The organism is Pseudaeromonas sp. HNCC25DJ180 (assembly GCF_055413345.1).
Map to the genome: position 1 here is coordinate 86,065 of NZ_JBVAYF010000001.1, position 16,469 is coordinate 102,533.

Genomic DNA, 16,469 nt, shown 5'->3' on the forward strand with positions numbered 1-16,469 from the left:
TTTTGACTATGCTTCGGCCACATGAGCCATGGCCGCCCGTAATACGGCGACATCAGCCCCAGGCCGGCACGCCTGCTCACTCAGGTGACGACGCCAGGCCCGCGCCCCCGGCAGCCCTTGAAACAGACCCAGCATATGACGGGTAATATGGGAGAGATGATTACCCTTGGCCAGCTCCTGCTCTATGTAGGGGAACATGCGACGCACCACCTCATGCCGGGAGGGAATGGGGGTGTTGTCGCCAAACACCTCTCGATCAACCTGTGCCAACAGATAGGGGTTCTGATAGGCCTCACGCCCCACCATGACGCCGTCTACCTGCGCCAGGTGACTCTGCACCTCTGCCATACTGGCGATGCCACCATTGATGGCTATGGTCAGGTGAGGATAGTCCCGCTTGACCTGATAGACCCGCTCATAATTGAGTGGCGGGATCTCGCGATTCTCCTTGGGGCTCAGACCACTGAGCCAGGCTTTGCGCGCATGCAAAATGAAGGTGTCACACCCTGCTGCACTCACCCGATCCAGAAAGGCGCGCAAGAAATCATAGGAATCCAGCTCATCAATGCCGATGCGGCTCTTCACCGTCACGGGGATCGCCACCTCGGCCCGCATCGCCGCCACACACTCTGCCACCAAATCAGGTGAAGCCATCAGACAGGCACCGAAGCGACCATTCTGTACCCGATCCGAAGGACAGCCGACGTTCAAATTGACCTCATCGTAACCCCGCGCCTCGGCAAGCTTGGCGCATTGTGCCAAATCAGTCGGCTCACTCCCCCCCAGTTGCAGGGCCAGGGGATGCTCGGCCTCATGATAGGCCAGGTAATCCCCTCGCCCCTGCAGTATGGCTCCAGTTGTCACCATCTCGGTATAGAGCAGAGTATGCCGACTGAGCTGGCGCAGAAAATAGCGACAGTGGCGATCCGTCCAGTCAAGCATGGGAGCCACCGAAAAACGCAGGGCGGGGTAGGTAGAGCCGGAAGCGGGAGTTGCATTGCCCGCCGAGGAGTTTGCGATCATGTCGATTCCACTGGTTACGCTAATTATCGGTCCGCTACCTGCCATGGAGCATGGCGCTACCCGCCCACCTCGCGGCGACAACTCACCCAAAGGGCAGGAAGGCAGCCGAGCCGTACTATGTCGATGAGGGTGCAAGTCGCGGAGTCAGGCCGCTAGTTTACCTTGAATCACAGCCATTCGGAAAAAGTGCCGAGAGGCACGCCACAGTGACTCAGCCAGTGAGTGACGTATGGAGCTCTCCATGCTAACGGCTAATTATTGATCCCCGCGACCACGGCAAATACCGCAAAAAACACTATCGTTATAGGAAGTCATGTTTAGCCTCAAGCCTTGGAGCTCGTATGGATCTATCACAGCTTGCGGTCCTCTGCATAGTGGCGCTCATTGCCGCCTTGTTACTGTTTCTCGAACTCGGTCGACGCATTGGTCGCCACCAACTGGCTCGCGGTCAGGGCGGCCTGGCGCGAGGTGCAGGCACAGCTGAGGGCGCCGTGTTCGGCCTACTGGGTCTCTTGATTGCCTTCACCTTCTCGGGAGCGGCCGAACGCTTTGAGCAGAGACGTCATCTCACCACAGAGGAAGCCAATGCCATAGGCACCGCCTACCTGAGGCTAGAGTTACTGGCAAGCCAAGACCAGATGACCCTGCGCCCCCTGTTTCGTGACTACACCAAGCTCCGCGCCCAGGTCTATAGCGAAGCCCAGGACTTCAGCTTGACCCTGCAACGCCTGGCTGCCAGCCAACAACTGCAGAGCAGGATCTGGACTCTGGCGGTGACGGCCAGCCAGCAAGCTGGCGCGGCGCCTCAATCAGCCATGCTGCTGTTACCGGCGCTCAATGAGATGTTTGACATCACCACAACCCAACACATGGCGACGCAAAATCACCCCCCTGCCGTGGTCTTTCTGCTATTGCTGGTACTGAGCCTCATCGGCTCGCTGCTGATTGGTTATGAAATGGCGGCTAACCGGGCTCGCAGTTGGTTACATCATGTGGCCTTCGCTACCATCATGGCCTTGGCTATGTATGTGATTGTCGATCTGGAGTTTCCCCGTCTGGGGCTGATCCGGGTCAATAGCGCCGATCTGGTACTGAAGGAGTTGCAGCAGAGCATGTGATGAGAAGCCTGGTTCCGCAAGACACAAAATGCCAAGTAAAAGAGTAGCCTAGGCGATTCTAATAATGAGTGTTGTCACGCTATGTTGGCATGCTATATGGTAGACTTTTAGAAGATCACAGATCTTTATCTCGACTCGGCATGCTCGATGCCTGGCAGGAGAGAATTGTTCAGCCAGCTTGTGTTGTGACTCGAGCGTTACGACTCTCCTATCTCAAGCTGGCTCACTACTGGGGAAGAACATGCGCGCCGAATTCGTAAATCCTTTTCTGCTGTCACTCATCAATGTGATGAACACCATGGCTCAACTCGAGCTCAAACCCGGCGCTCCGCGCAAGAAGAGTGATGAGCTGGCACGAGGTGATGTTTCCGGCTTGATCGGCCTGGTCGGCCCCCAGAGCCGCGGCTCCTTCTCCATCAGCTTCGAAAAAAGTCTAGCCCTGGAGGTTATGCGCCGCATGCTGGGTGAAGCCCCAACCACCATCAATGAAGAAGTGACCGATATGGTGGGTGAAATCACCAACATGGTTACAGGTGGTGCCAAACGTATGCTGGCAGAGAAGGGATATGATTTCGATATGGCCACCCCGATAGTGGTATCTGGCACTAATCACACCATCACCCATAAGGCTGATAGCATTAAGCTCTTGATGCCATTTGAGAGTGAATTTGGCAAAGCATGTATCGAAATATGCTTCGAATAACGGCAAGATAAGCCATCTAATCACGGCTAGGGAGTGGAACAAGCGTGTTTAAAGTGATGAAGTGGGCCCTGCTGGCCACAGTGATCGCCTTGATCGCCTCGCAAATTAACATCGAGGCCTCGATTTACAAGACGGCAGATAACAGTATCGAGATCATCTTCCCTCAGTGGCAGACCGAGAAACCCTGGTTTTATTTTTACTGGACACCGGGTACCCTCACCTTCAAGCAGCAAGCTCATGAAAAGAAAGCGTTCGAATCCAAGGCCAAGACCTTGATGTAAGCAGGTTATCTGATTAGCAAAAGAGCCGACTTGTCGGCTCTTTTGCTATCTGTACTCAGACAAAATCCAGTATCACGCGCGGTGTCAGCTTGGTCACCAGCTCATAGGGGATGGTGCCCACATGATCGGCCACCACCTCCACAGGCAAGCCCTCGCCCCACAGTGTCACCTCGTCCCCGACTTTATCGCTCGCACCAGGGCCAAGATCCACCGTCATCATATCCATAGAGACACGTCCGGCGGTGGGCACCAGCCGGCCATTGACCAATACGGGTGTACCATTGGGAGCCATCCGAGGATAACCATCACCATAGCCCATGGCGATCACGCCAAGACGCGTGTCACGCTGGGTCGTCCAGTTAGCGCCATACCCCACCTTCTCTCCGGCCTTGGCCTCGCGCACGGCGATGAGGGTGCTCTTGAGGGTCATGACAGGTTGCAACCCATGATCGGCGCCGACCTTATCCGGAAAGGGAGAAATGCCATACAGCATGATGCCGGGGCGAACCCAATCGGCATGCGCCTCTTTCCAGGCCAGCACACCTGCTGAGTTAGAGAGCGCACACTCGCCGCCCATGCCCTGCGCCAGGCGCTTGAAGAGCTCGATCTGCTCGCGGGTGGCGGGGTTGTCCAACTCATCGGCGCAACTGAAGTGGGTCATCAGGTTGAAGGGCTGTACCACATTCTTACATTGGGCCAGGCGAGCAAAGAAGGTAGTGGTCTCATCGGGACGCACCCCTAGTCGATGCATGCCGGTATCCAGCTTGACCCAAGCACGGATCGGCTGGGGCAAGTCGGCCTGCTCCAATGCCTCTAATTGCTCCCAGGAGTGAACCGCCGTCTGCAGGTTGTTAGCGGCCAGGACGGGCAGATCATCGGCGCTGAAGAAGCCTTCGAGCAGGATCACAGGTTTGACTATGCCACCACTGCGCAGGCTCAGCGCCTCTTCAATGCGAGCCACCGCATAGGCATCGGCGTCTTTCAGGGTACGCGCCACCGGCAAGAGGCCGTGGCCATAGGCATTGGCCTTCACCACCGCGACCACCTTAGCGGTGGGCGCCTGCTCGCGCACTATGCGTAGATTGTGCTGGAGAGCCTGGGTGTGGATCAGGGCCGTTGCTGCTTTCATGGCTTGTCCTTAGTAATCGTCGTCGTAAGCGGGGCCTGCGTAGTTATCAAACCGCGAGAATTGCCCCTGGAAAGTAAGTCGTACCTTGCCGATGGGGCCGTTACGTTGCTTACCTATGATGATTTCGGCAACCCCTTTGTCCGGGCTGTCATCGTGGTAGACCTCATCCCGATAGATAAACATGATGAGATCTGCATCTTGCTCGATTGAGCCCGACTCCCGCAGGTCAGAGTTGACCGGGCGCTTATCGGCCCGCTGCTCCAGACTACGGTTGAGCTGAGAGAGGGCAATGACCGGGACTTGCAACTCCTTGGCCAAGGCCTTCAACGAACGGGAGATCTCGGCGATCTCCAGAGTCCGGTTGTCACTCAGGGAGGGGACTCGCATCAACTGCAGGTAGTCGATCATGACCAGACTGATGCCGCCGTGTTCCCGTGCTATGCGCCGGGTGCGCGAGCGCAGCTCGGTCGGGGTAAGGCCGGAGGCATCATCGATATACATCTTGCCCTTCTCCAGCAGCATGCCCATGGTCGAAGAGAGGCGTCCCCAATCATCATCATCCAGTTGGCCAGTTCGCACCCGGGTCTGCTCGATACGCCCCAAGGAGGCCAGCATACGCATGATGATCTGCTCGGAGGGCATTTCCAATGAGAAGATGACGGCGGGTTTATCCTGAGTCAGCGCCGCATGCTCCACCAGATTCATGGCAAAGGTGGTCTTACCCATGGAGGGACGGGCCGCCACTATGATGAGATCGGAAGACTGAAAGCCCGAGGTCATCTTGTCCAGATCGGAATAGCCAGATGAAACGCCAGTGACGCCATTGTGGGGTTTACGAAACAACTCCTCAATCTTGTCGACCGTCTTCTCCAGCACCACCTTCAGGGACTGGGGCCCGTCGCTGGCACTGCTACGGGACTCAGCGATCTTGAACACCTTGCTCTCGGCCTCATCCAGCAGATCCGCCGCATTACGCCCTTGCGGATCGAAGCCTGACTCGGCGATATCGTTGGCGACCGAGATCATCTCGCGTACCACGGCGCGTTCACGCACTATCTCGGCATAGGCGCTGATGTTGGCGGCGCTGGGAGTGTTCTTGGCAATCTCCACCAGGTAGGCAAACCCGCCTGCGGCCTCCAATTGCTCATGCCGCTCCAGCTCCTCTTGCAGCGTGATGAGGTCGATGGGCAACCCCTGGGCCGAGAGACGCGTCATACCGGCGAAGATCAGACGATGAGGACGGCTGTAAAAATCATGTTCCGCCACCCGCTCGGCAACCCGATCCCAGGCTTCATTATTCAGCATCAGCCCACCCAGTACGGACTGTTCCGCTTCAAAGGAGTGCGGAGGCATCTTCAGCTGTTCGAGCCGCGGATCTTTTTTCTGCCCAGAGGAAGGCTGCGCCATTACGTCTAACACCGGATGAATAAGGAGGGGGAGCTATTATCGGCCTTTTTTCCTGGTTCGAAAAGCGGCAAGCAACACCAGCACTAAGCTAACGACTCCCGACCCCTGATCAATCGCCATTACTCGGGAAAACCGAATAACAAACCAGTTACAACCAGGCTTGACTCCAGCGCCTTACCCCGTAGCATGGGCGATGACTATTCAACCCATAGGGCTCTCTCGATATGAGAAAATTGTTTACCCTCTTTGGTGTCGCCCTGGTGAGCTTGACTCTCGCCCTGAGTGGTGCCGATGCCAATGCCGCCAAGTTTGGTGGTTCACGCTCATTTGGTAAGAGTTACCGAACTGCACCCTCCCAACAGGCACAGCCAGTCAATAACAGCAAGCCCGCGGCCAATCAACCCGCGGCGGCGGGAGCCAAGAAGGGCATGATGGGCGGCATGATGGGCGGCCTGCTCGGCGGCCTGCTGGCCGGGGGGCTGCTGGCCTGGATGTTCGGCAGTGGCGCCTTTGCCGGACTGCAGATCATGGACATGATCATCATGGCCGGGGTCGCCTTCCTCATCTTCAAACTGGTGCGCAGCATGATGCAGGCCAAGGCCGGCGCCATGACACGCCAGAGTGAGCCGAGGGCCGCTTACAACGCCCCTTACTCACCCCCGTCAGTGGAGCCTGTGACGCCTGCCCCCCTGGCTGGCGGCTTTAGCCCAGTGGCCAGCAGCTCAGGCTTTGCCGATGTGCCCTTCAACCTGCCGCCTGAGTTTGAGCTGCAGCCGTTCCTGAACGGCGCGCGGGATCACTACCGCAGTTTGCAACAAGCCTGGAATGTGAATGATCTGGCCAAGATCCAGGAGTATGTGAGCCCCGAGCTCTACAATGCCCTGACGGAGGAGCGCCGCAACTACGCCGGAGAGCAACACACAGAGGTGATGTTTGTGGACGCCGAACTGGTGCGGGCCGATCACGGTGCCGACTGGGCGCAAGTCAGCGTCAAGTTCTCCGGCCGCTACCGCGATAGCGTGGAGGGCATAGAAGAGCCGATCAAGGAGGTGTGGCATCTGGAGCGGGATCTGCGCCAGAGCGGTGCCCCCTGGTATGTGGTGGGCATAGAGCAGTGATTGCGTCTCGGTAGAAAACAAGAGGTGGCCTAGGCCACCTCTTTTCATAGGGAGTGAGCCGTCACTGGAGCAGCGCCAGCAAAACCCCGGCCGCCACCGCCGACCCCAGTACGCCAGCCACATTCGGTCCCATGGCATGCATCAGCAGAAAGTTTTGCGAATCGACCTCCTGACCCACCTTGTTGGCCACCCGCGCCGACATGGGCACGGCTGAAACCCCGGCCGCCCCGATGAGCGGATTCACCTTATCGCCCGGGAAACAGTTCATCAATTTTCCCATCAATACTCCCGCCGCCGTACCCAAGGCAAAGGCAATGGCTCCTAGCAACAAGATACCCAGCGTCTGTTGCGTGAGAAAAGTAGCCGCCGCCAGTTTCGACCCCACCCCCAACCCCAGCAACAGGGTCACCACATTGATCACCTCGTTCTGTGCGCTTTGCGATAATCGCTCGACCACGCCAGACTCCCGTAGCAGGTTGCCCAGACAGAGCATGCCAATAAGTGGGGAAGAGGCGGGTAACAGCACAATACAGAGCGCCAGCAGCAGCAGGGGAAAGAGGATGCGCTCCCTGCGGCTCACGACTCTGAGCTGAGGCATGCGGATCTTGCGCTCCGCCACCGAGGTCAGGGCTCGCATTATGGGCGGCTGGATAATGGGCACCAGGGCCATATAGGAGTAAGCCGCTACCGCCACCGCCCCCAACAGATCGGGAGCCAGGCGGCTGGTCAGGAAGATGGCGGTCGGCCCATCCGCCCCACCTATGATGGCGATGGAGGCGGCCTCCTTGAGGGTGAAGGCAAACCCAGGGAGCTGATTAAGCAGCACAGCCCCCACCAGGGTGCCGAAGATGCCAAACTGCGCCGCGGCCCCTAACAGTAGCGTCTTGGGGTTGGCCAACAGGCTGCTGAAGTCAGTCAGAGCCCCTATGCCGAGGAAGATCAACAGTGGAAACACGCCGGAGACTATCCCGACCTGATAGATGTAGTAGAGAAAGCCACCCGGCTCGCTGAAGCCGCCATTGGGAATGTTGGCGAGGATGGCGCCAAAACCTATGGGTAGCAGCAGCAAGGGCTCAAACTGTCGCACTATGGCCAGATAGAGCAGGAGCCCTCCCACCGCTATCATCAACAGCTGCTGCCAACTAAAGTTGGCAATCCCCGTTTCCTGCCACAACAGCCACAAACCATCCATTGGTGCTCCTTCGCTGATTCCTCTACTAGCTGGTCACGGCAAACCAGGCCAGAGGCTGACCCAACTGCACCACGGCACCGACTTGCACCTCCAGTCGCAGTAACCGCCCCGCTCGCGGAGCCCGGATCTCGGCCTCCATTTTCATTGCCTCCATCACCAGCACCACCTCATCGGCCATCAGCATGCTGCCCGGCTGCGCCAGCACCTTGACTATGCTGCCAGCCAAGGGAGCCAGCAGCGGCGCTTCGTTAGCCGGAGCAACCAAGGTTGGCATAGCTTGCACCGCTTGCACCGCTTGCACCGCTTGCAGGGCACCATTAGGTGCTACCTCCACCTGGTACAACACGCCATCCACCCGGACATCGTAGCAAACAGTCTGACCCTGAGCGTTCGCCTGAGCTGGAGTGATGGCCTGCGGCCGAGGCGGTACAACGGCGGCGCTCGCGGCCAGCTCCGGCCGCCCCTCAAAGAAGCCGGGCTCATCACGATGCGCCAGGAATTTCAAACCAACCACAGGAAACAGGGCATAGGTCAGCCGCTCTTCCGGGCCCAACCTATTCGCATCTAACCCCAACTTAGTCGCCTCCTCGGCCAGCACGACCCCAAGACGCTCCCACTCCGGTGGCAGCAGATCCGCGGGCCGACAGCTAATCGCCGATGCCCCCTGTAACACGCGAGCCTGGAGCTGAGCATTGAACGGCGCCGGGGCCAGGCCATATTCGCCGCGTAAGATGGCCTCCGTCTCCTTGGTCATGGTCTGATAACGCTCACCAGCCAGCACATTCAACACCGCCTGGGTACCCACTATCTGGGACGTCGGTGTCACCAAGGGCAGATAGCCCAGATCGGCACGCACCTTGGGTATCTCTGCGAGTACCTCTCCCAGACGCGCCTCGGCGCCCTGCTCCTTGAGCTGGCTCTCCATATTGGTCAGCATGCCGCCGGGCACTTGGGCCAACAGGATGCGCGAATCCACCCCCCTCATCTCGCCTTCGAAGCGGGCGTACTTCTTGCGTACCTCGCGAAAGTAATCGGCGATCTCAGCCAGCAGCGGCAGCCCTAGCCCGGTGGCATGGTCACTCCCCTCCAGCATGGCCACCACAGTTTCCGTGGGCGAATGGCCATAGGTCATGCTCATGGTGGAGATGGCGGTATCCAGAATATCAACCCCGGCTTCAATGGCCTTCATCTGGGTCGCCAGACTCAAGCCTGTGGTGGCATGGCAATGCAGTGCCAGCGGCAGATCCACCTCGGCCTTGATGGCCTGGATCAACGCCTCCGCCTCATAGGGTTTAAGCAAGCCAGCCATATCCTTGATACAGAGGGAGTGGCAGCCCAGATCCTGCAGCCGCTTGGCCATATCCACCCAATTCGTCAGTTGGTGTACCGGACTTGTGGTGTAGCAGAGGGTGCCCTGGGCGTGGGCGCCAACCGCCAGGGTAGCCTTGACCGCACACTGCAGGTTACGCACATCATTCATGGCATCAAAGATGCGGAACACATCAATACCATGGTGATGAGCGCGCTCCACAAAGTGCGTCACCAGATCATCGGCATAATGACGGTAGCCCAACAGGTTTTGCCCACGCAGCAGCATCTGCTGAGGCGTATTCGGCATGGCAGCCTTGAGTTCACGCAGGCGCAGCCAGGGATCTTCCCCTAAATAACGGATGCAGGCATCAAAGGTGGCCCCTCCCCAAGTCTCCAGGGACCAGAAGCCAACCTGATCCAGTTTGGCAGCGATGGGCAGCATCTCCTCCAGCCGCAGCCGGGTTGCCAGCAGAGATTGGTGAGCATCGCGCAGTACCAGCTCGGTGATGGCTAGAGGTTGCATCATCTGCGTTCCTCCCTGTGAGTCTCTGTCGTTGCGGTAGCTGCCGATGAGTTGGTCTGGTAGTGGTGAATCGCCGCCCCAATGGCCGCCAGGGTGGCCGGTGTCACAGCCCCAGCCGTACAAGGTGGCGCCACCTGAGTGACGATCACAGCCTCATCTTGCCCAGCCAGCCAGGCCAGCAACTTGATAGCCAATACCATGAGACCCAGCATGAGATAGACAAAGCCCATGCCAATTCCCATCAGTTTCAATGCTGCGATGAGTAATACCGGTTCTGCTGTCATACGCCCCCCCTGCCCCACAAGACAAGCGCCAATGGAGCCACATACCAACACTGTAGAACAGACTGGGGATAAAAGAGGGAACTACTTCACAGCACGGCAAAGAAGGAGTCGCTGACTACGGGCAGAGTCAGACTTAGCAAGCATAAAAAAACGGGCCCTCGTATGAGGGCCCGTTTTAGCAATGATGGTGCATCCGAGAGGATTCGAACCTCTGACCACTCGGTTCGTAGCCGAGTACTCTATCCAGCTGAGCTACGGATGCACAAAACTGGGGGGATAGACTGTATTAAATAATGGTGCATCCGAGAGGATTCGAACCTCTGACCACTCGGTTCGTAGCCGAGTACTCTATCCAGCTGAGCTACGGATGCACAAAAAATGATGGGATAAATTGTCATGAATAATGGTGCATCCGAGAGGATTCGAACCTCTGACCACTCGGTTCGTAGCCGAGTACTCTATCCAGCTGAGCTACGGATGCACAAAACTGGGGGGATAGACTGTCCTGAATATGGTGCATCCGAGAGGATTCGAACCTCTGACCACTCGGTTCGTAGCCGAGTACTCTATCCAACTGAGCTACGGATGCAGTGCAAATGGCGGTGAGGGAGGGATTCGAACCCTCGATGCAGCTTTTGACCGCATGCTCCCTTAGCAGGGGAGTGCCTTCAGCCTCTCGGCCACCTCACCGTTGTTTGCGGGGCAGATATTACTGTGCAGGGAAAATATGTCAAACTTTTTTTACCCACAACTATCTGTTCGCACAGCAATTAGACAAATCGCACATCGAGTAGACAACCGGGGGGAAAATTGCGGGAAAAACCTCACCAAGCGCACATAAACAAAAGGCGACCTACTGGTCGCCTCTGTGCTTAATAATTACTTTCTACCGCGTCATCGTCGCCTTTCTCGGCTTGGATCCGCATATAGATCTCTTCACGGTGCACCGAGACTTCCTTTGGCGCATTCACCCCAATTCGAACCTGGTTACCTTTGACGCCCAGGACAGTCACCGTCACATCGTCACCAATCATGAGGGTCTCACCCACGCGACGAGTCAAAATCAGCATTCAGTTGCTCCTTGGTTCTGATGGAACAGATTAATGAGTAGGCATTATCCATGAAATGCCAAGAAAAATTAAGAAATACCGCACCATTTAACGTATTTACCCTATTTTACCCCAACAAGCTCCTGCTCCAGAGCAAAGGTGTGACGCAAAACCCTGAGCGCTGGCTCAAGATAGGGCTCCTCAACGACCAGCGACAGTCTGCTCTCCGAGCTCGAAATCAGCTGGATAGCGATCCCTTCTCCACCCAGGGCCGCAAACAGGCTGCTGGTGATACCGGGATGCTCCCATAGCCCCGGACTGACAATGGCGAACTTGACCAGTGGCTGATGGCTCTGTAACTCCCGAGCCCCCAGCGTTGCGACCCTCTCTGTCATCAGTAGATGAGCCTGAGGATAATCCGCCTGAGCCACGGTAAACGTAAAATCGCAGCGGCCATCGCCCACGGGGTTCGACACTATCATGTCGACGTCAATACTGGCGTCACTGATAGGCCCCAGCACACTGGCAACCAGATTTGGCTCATCAGGCAAACCCAACAGCGTCAGGCTCACCTCATGACGGGTATAGACTATGTTGGCACCCAAAGGCAACCCCATGGTGGATCTCCACAAGTGATGAGGGCTCCTTCACAGAAGCGGGAGAGCACAGGTAAGGGCGCCGCGGTTTAACCACAAACGCCCTCCAGCCGGCAGTAGCACGGGCATACCATAGGCGACCACGGCAACCCGCTCCAGAGAGCCGAGCGGAGGGCCGCCAAATATGAGCAGCTAGGCAGCTCGAGAGCGAATTACAGGCGCTCTTCCAGCCAAGGAATGACGCGCTCCAGGGCCGCAGGCAAAGCCTCAGGCTCTGTTCCACCGGCCTGAGCCATATCGGGACGCCCGCCACCCTTACCACCCACTTGTTGCGCCACCAGATTCACCAGCTCACCGGCCTTGACCTTACCCGTTAGATCAGGCGTCACACCGGCAATCAGGCTCACCTTGCCATCGGCCACAGCGGCCAGCAACAAGACACCGGAGTGCAGGCGATTTTTCAGCTCATCCAGCGTGGTGCGCAAGCTCTTGGGATCAACCCCCTCCAGCTCGGCCACCAACACCTGCTGGCCATTGACCTTCACCACCTGAGTTAGCAGATTGGCTCCCGCATGAGACGCCAGCTTGGCCTTAAGTTGTTCGACCTCGCGCTCCAGCAGACGAGTGCGATCCATAAACTGACGCACCTTACTGGCGATAGAGAATTGATCGCCTTTGATGAGGGAAGCCGTTTCATCAATCTGCTCACCGAGTTGATGCATATAGTTGATCGCAGACTCTCCTGCCACTGCCTCGATACGGCGTATCCCGGCCGCCACCCCACTCTCGGCAATGATCTTGAAGAAGCCGATATCACCGGTGCGCTTGGCATGGGTACCCCCACACAGCTCGGTGGAGAACTCTCCCATACCGACGACGCGCACTTCCTCGTCATACTTCTCACCAAACAGCGCCATGGCACCACTACCCTTGGCATCGTCGATTGACATCAGACGAGTGGCGATCTCGTTATTCTTGCGGATCTGGCCATTCACCAGCTCTTCCACCCGACGAATCGTGGCTGTGGTTATGGGCTCAAAGTGGGAGAAGTCAAAGCGTAGACGATCAGGCCCAACCTGAGACCCCTTCTGCGCCACATGGTCACCTAATACGTGACGCAGTGCGGCATGTAGCAGGTGGGTCACCGAATGGTGTACCGCGGTTGCCTGACGACGATCCTCGTCCACCTCGGCCAGCACCCGATCGTTGAGATGGAATTCGCCACGCTCGACATAGCCCTTATGGATGATGGCCTGCCCCAGCTTCAGGGTCTCGGTCACAGCGAAGACATTATTGCCTTGATGCAACAATCCCGTATCGCCCAACTGACCGCCAGATTCAGCATAGAAAGGGGTATTGGCCAGTACCACCAGGGCCTCTTCCCCTTCATGGATCACACCAACCTGTTCATCTTGTTGGATGAGCAGGGTGATCGCCTCTTCCGCCACCAGCTGTTCATAACCGATGAAGCGACTCTCCTGATCGATCTTCAGGCGCTTGTTGTAATCCATGGCAAAGTTGGATGCGCCCTTGGCGCGCTCCCGCTGTTTCTCCATCTCGGATTGGAAACCCGCCTCATCTATGGTGTAGTCGCGATCCCGCACCACATCGGCCGTCAGATCGGCAGGGAAACCATAGGTATCATACAACTTGAAGACCACAGCACCTGGCACCAGCTTGCTCTCACCCAGCTCAGCCAAGGCCTCTTCCAATAGCGCCAAACCACGATCCAGCGTCCGCACAAACTGCTCTTCTTCCTGCTTGAGCACACGCTCAATCACAGGTTGTTGACGCTTGAGCTCAGGGTAGGCATCGCTCATCTGCTCAGCCAATTCGGCTACCAACTGGAAGAAGAACACATCCTGCGCCCCCAGCTTGCGGCCATGGCGTACGGCGCGACGAATCACCCGGCGCAGCACATAGCCACGACCTTCGTTGGAGGGCATGACGCCATCGGCGATGAGGAAAGAGCAGGAGCGAATGTGGTCGGCGATGACGCGCAGAGACTTATTGGCCAGGTCATTGATACCGACAATAGCCGCTGCCTTTTTGATCAGCGCCTGGAAGATATCAATCTCATAGTTAGAGTGCACACCCTGCATGATGGCCGAGATCCGCTCCAGACCCATGCCGGTATCCACGGAAGGACGGGGCAGCGGCTCCAGAGTCCCGTCAGCCTGACGGTTGAATTGCATGAAGACCACGTTCCAGATCTCGATGAAACGATCGCCATCTTCTTCTGCAGAACCAGGTGGGCCACCCCAGATATCGGCGCCATGGTCATAGAAAATTTCGGTGCAGGGGCCACATGGACCGGTATCGCCCATCTGCCAGAAGTTGTCGGAAGCGTAAGGGGCCCCCTTGTTATCCCCGATGCGCACTATGCGCTCAGCGGGCACACCGACCTCGTTAGCCCAGATATCGTAGGCTTCATCATCGGTGGCATAGACGGTGACCAGCAGCTTCTCTTTAGGCAATTGCAGTACAGAGGTCAAAAACTTCCACGCGTAAAGAATCGCATCGCGCTTGAAATAGTCACCAAAGCTGAAGTTACCCAGCATCTCGAAGAAGGTATGGTGACGTGCGGTATAACCCACATTATCCAGGTCATTGTGTTTACCACCGGCTCGCACGCAACGCTGAGAGGAGACGGCGCGACTATACGAGCGCACATCACTGCCCAAAAACACATCCTTGAACTGGTTCATCCCGGCGTTGGTAAACAGCAGGGTTGGATCGTTATGGGGGACCAATGAGCTGGAAGAGACCACCTGGTGGCCCTCGGAACGAAAGTACTCGAGAAACGCAGTGCGGATCTCAGATGTAGACATGTGCATGTATAAACCTGCTTGGTTCTGAAATGGGGTAAAAACTTAATTGGCATAATTTAAAAGTTATCCCGACTAAAGTAAAACCAAGAGCAGGAAAAGGTAGGCAGGAAGGGGCCAGCCACGCAATTTAGCCCCGTTTCCCCATCAACAAGCAGCCGTGCCGGGCAAAAGTGCTGGTTGCGGCACGGAACAAGAAGAGTGATGACTCGCCCTACTCCTCATCGGTTAGACAGGCATGACGGCACTGTTCACCGCTAAAACCACGGCGCTGCAAGAAGCCCAATAACTTGGATCGAGCCGTGCGATCCAACGAGCCCGGGTCGGCCACCTTGCGCCAGGCCTGCTCTCGTGCCAAGGCAAACCAGTCATATTCGTCACTCGCCAAGGCTTGATCTATGGCCTCACGGGGCAAGCCCTTCAGGCGCAACTCATGAGCGATACGCTGAGGCCCGAAGCCTCGCGCCACCCGGGAGCGGATCGCCGAGGCCAGCATGCGCTCCTCATTGAGCCAATCCCGCTGCAGGCAAGCCTGCACCACCGCATCGATCACGACCTCCGGGTACTCCTCAGCCAAGCGTCGGCGTATCTCCTGCTCACTCTGTTCACGCCGAGTCAGCAGGCGCACGGCTCGCGCCATGGCCAGCTTAAACTCCAGTTCATCGACAGCTACCGTCATGAGCCCATTACTCCTTGTCACCTTGGCATACTCTATTGGACGAATGCCTCATCCGGTATCGGTGATGCCACACCCGATAAACAATCAGGCCGGCAAATGCCGGCCTGATGCGCTTACAAATCCTGCTCTTCGTAGGCGAGGTCATCTTTCTCCTCAGCACTAGGGGCAAACTCAGTGGCTTCCAATGCGGGCTTGGGACCATCCTTCGTCAGCAACAGTGCGCGCAGTTGCTGCTCTATCTCTTGGGAGATGGTTTGATTCTCCTGCAGGAACTTCATGACGTTCGACTTGCCCTGGCCAATCTTCTCGCCCTTATAGGCATACCAGGCACCGGACTTGTCGATCAGCTTGCACTTGACCCCCAGGTCAACCAGCTCGCTCTCCTTGGAGATACCGGCCCCATAGAGGATCTGGAAATCAGCTTGCTTGAAGGGGGGGGCCACCTTGTTCTTGACCACTTTGACGCGAGTTTCGTTACCGACAATCTCATCGCCATCTTTGATGGCACCCGTACGACGAATATCCAGACGCACCGAGGCGTAGAATTTCAGGGCGTTACCACCTGTCGTCGTCTCCGGGTTGCCAAACATCACGCCAATCTTCATGCGGATCTGGTTGATGAAGATCACCAGACAGTTGGCGTTCTTGATGTTGGCGGTCAGCTTACGCAGCGCCTGGGACATAAGACGGGCTTGCAAGCCCACATGGGTATCCCCCATCTCGCCTTCTATTTCAGCCTTCGGCGTCAAAGCGGCGACGGAGTCGATGATCACCACATCCACCGCACCGGAACGAACCAGCATGTCGCAGATCTCCAGCGCTTGCTCGCCGGTATCCGGCTGCGAGACCAACAGATCATCGACCTGAACCCCCAGCTTGCCAGCATAAATAGGATCCAGCGCATGCTCAGCATCGATGAAGGCACAGGTCTTACCCTGCTTCTGGGCTTCGGCTATGGTTTGCAGCGTCAGGGTGGTCTTACCGGAAGACTCAGGCCCGAAGATCTCGACGATCCGGCCACAGGGCAGACCACCGATGCCGAGGGCAATATCCAGTGACAGAGAGCCGGTGGAGATGGTTTCCACATCCAGGGTCTGGTTGTCGCCCATCCGCATGATGGAGCCCTTGCCAAACTGTTTTTCAATCTGCCCAAGGGCTGCAGCCAGGGCCTTCTGTTTGTTTTGATCCATGCTAAATCTCCGCCAGAGGCTAAGTCGGTAACCAACAT

15 protein-coding genes and 5 tRNA genes are annotated in these 16,469 nt (G+C 57.2%); 4 read left to right on the forward strand and 16 right to left on the reverse strand.

Going from position 1 to position 16,469, the window contains the following annotated elements:
• Positions 1-6 precede the first annotated feature (6 nt).
• A complete protein-coding gene (dusA, locus tag ACZYTD_RS00365) occupies positions 7-1,023 on the reverse strand; it encodes a tRNA dihydrouridine(20/20a) synthase DusA (protein WP_463887717.1) in 1,017 nt (338 codons plus the stop codon).
• A 341-nt stretch (positions 1,024-1,364) separates the two neighbouring features.
• On the opposite strand from dusA, the gene ACZYTD_RS00370 reads away from it, so the two are divergent.
• The 3 genes from ACZYTD_RS00370 (at position 1,365) to ACZYTD_RS00380 (ending at position 3,125) form a co-directional block, all read left to right on the forward strand.
• Positions 1,365-2,141 carry a bestrophin-like domain gene (locus ACZYTD_RS00370; RefSeq protein ID WP_463887719.1) on the forward strand — a complete coding sequence of 259 codons (777 nt, stop codon included), beginning with the start codon at positions 1,365-1,367 and terminating at the stop codon, positions 2,139-2,141.
• A gap of 241 nt (positions 2,142-2,382) precedes the next feature.
• Entirely contained in the window at positions 2,383-2,844 is a 462-nt protein-coding gene (locus tag ACZYTD_RS00375; RefSeq protein ID WP_463887721.1) for a chemotaxis protein CheX, read from the forward strand.
• 44 nt (positions 2,845-2,888) lie between these two features.
• Positions 2,889-3,125 (forward strand): hypothetical protein, encoded by a 237-nt coding sequence (locus ACZYTD_RS00380; RefSeq protein WP_463887723.1) that lies wholly within the window; start codon positions 2,889-2,891, stop codon positions 3,123-3,125.
• A gap of 55 nt (positions 3,126-3,180) precedes the next feature.
• On the opposite strand, the gene alr is transcribed toward ACZYTD_RS00380, so the two are convergent.
• Positions 3,181-4,254, reverse strand: a complete 1,074-nt coding sequence (alr, locus tag ACZYTD_RS00385) for an alanine racemase (RefSeq protein ID WP_463887725.1) — start codon at positions 4,252-4,254, stop codon at positions 3,181-3,183.
• A gap of 9 nt (positions 4,255-4,263) precedes the next feature.
• Positions 4,264-5,661, reverse strand: a complete 1,398-nt coding sequence (dnaB, locus tag ACZYTD_RS00390; RefSeq protein ID WP_463887728.1) for a replicative DNA helicase — start codon at positions 5,659-5,661, stop codon at positions 4,264-4,266.
• Between the two features lie 224 nt (positions 5,662-5,885).
• Between dnaB and ACZYTD_RS00395 the strand changes: the two genes are divergently transcribed.
• Complete coding sequence (locus ACZYTD_RS00395; protein WP_463887730.1) at positions 5,886-6,779, forward strand: Tim44 domain-containing protein; 894 nt, start codon at positions 5,886-5,888, stop codon at positions 6,777-6,779.
• 61 nt (positions 6,780-6,840) lie between these two features.
• Here the strand turns inward: ACZYTD_RS00395 and ACZYTD_RS00400 are convergent, their stop codons facing one another.
• The 13 genes from ACZYTD_RS00400 to recA form a co-directional block, all read right to left on the reverse strand.
• Complete coding sequence (locus ACZYTD_RS00400; protein WP_463887732.1) at positions 6,841-7,971, reverse strand: sodium ion-translocating decarboxylase subunit beta; 1,131 nt, start codon at positions 7,969-7,971, stop codon at positions 6,841-6,843.
• Positions 7,972-7,996: 25 nt separating this feature from the next.
• Complete coding sequence (gene oadA / locus ACZYTD_RS00405) at positions 7,997-9,808, reverse strand: sodium-extruding oxaloacetate decarboxylase subunit alpha (RefSeq protein ID WP_463887735.1); 1,812 nt, start codon at positions 9,806-9,808, stop codon at positions 7,997-7,999.
• Positions 9,805-10,089 carry an OadG family protein gene (locus tag ACZYTD_RS00410; RefSeq protein WP_463887737.1) on the reverse strand — a complete coding sequence of 95 codons (285 nt, stop codon included), beginning with the start codon at positions 10,087-10,089 and terminating at the stop codon, positions 9,805-9,807. Before ACZYTD_RS00410 ends, oadA begins: the two co-directional genes overlap by 4 nt.
• Before the next feature lie 185 nt (positions 10,090-10,274).
• A tRNA-Arg gene (locus tag ACZYTD_RS00415) sits at positions 10,275-10,351 on the reverse strand.
• A 32-nt stretch (positions 10,352-10,383) separates the two neighbouring features.
• Positions 10,384-10,460: transfer RNA gene (locus tag ACZYTD_RS00420), tRNA-Arg, on the reverse strand.
• Between the two features lie 33 nt (positions 10,461-10,493).
• Positions 10,494-10,570 (reverse strand) — tRNA-Arg (locus ACZYTD_RS00425).
• A gap of 31 nt (positions 10,571-10,601) precedes the next feature.
• Positions 10,602-10,678: transfer RNA gene (locus tag ACZYTD_RS00430), tRNA-Arg, on the reverse strand.
• A gap of 8 nt (positions 10,679-10,686) precedes the next feature.
• Positions 10,687-10,779: transfer RNA gene (locus ACZYTD_RS00435), tRNA-Ser, on the reverse strand.
• 182 nt (positions 10,780-10,961) lie between these two features.
• The gene (csrA, locus tag ACZYTD_RS00440; protein WP_463887739.1) at positions 10,962-11,159 is read right to left on the reverse strand and encodes a carbon storage regulator CsrA; all 198 of its coding nucleotides are present in this window, start codon (positions 11,157-11,159) and stop codon (positions 10,962-10,964) included.
• A gap of 101 nt (positions 11,160-11,260) precedes the next feature.
• Positions 11,261-11,755 (reverse strand): ACT domain-containing protein, encoded by a 495-nt coding sequence (locus tag ACZYTD_RS00445; RefSeq protein WP_463887742.1) that lies wholly within the window; start codon positions 11,753-11,755, stop codon positions 11,261-11,263.
• Positions 11,756-11,946: 191 nt separating this feature from the next.
• Positions 11,947-14,571: an alanine--tRNA ligase gene (gene alaS, locus ACZYTD_RS00450; protein WP_463887745.1), complete on the reverse strand. Its 2,625-nt coding sequence runs from the start codon at positions 14,569-14,571 to the stop codon at positions 11,947-11,949.
• A 205-nt stretch (positions 14,572-14,776) separates the two neighbouring features.
• The gene (locus ACZYTD_RS00455; RefSeq protein ID WP_463887748.1) at positions 14,777-15,241 is read right to left on the reverse strand and encodes a regulatory protein RecX; all 465 of its coding nucleotides are present in this window, start codon (positions 15,239-15,241) and stop codon (positions 14,777-14,779) included.
• A gap of 113 nt (positions 15,242-15,354) precedes the next feature.
• The gene (gene recA, locus ACZYTD_RS00460; protein ID WP_463887751.1) at positions 15,355-16,431 is read right to left on the reverse strand and encodes a recombinase RecA; all 1,077 of its coding nucleotides are present in this window, start codon (positions 16,429-16,431) and stop codon (positions 15,355-15,357) included.
• Positions 16,432-16,469 lie beyond the last annotated feature (38 nt).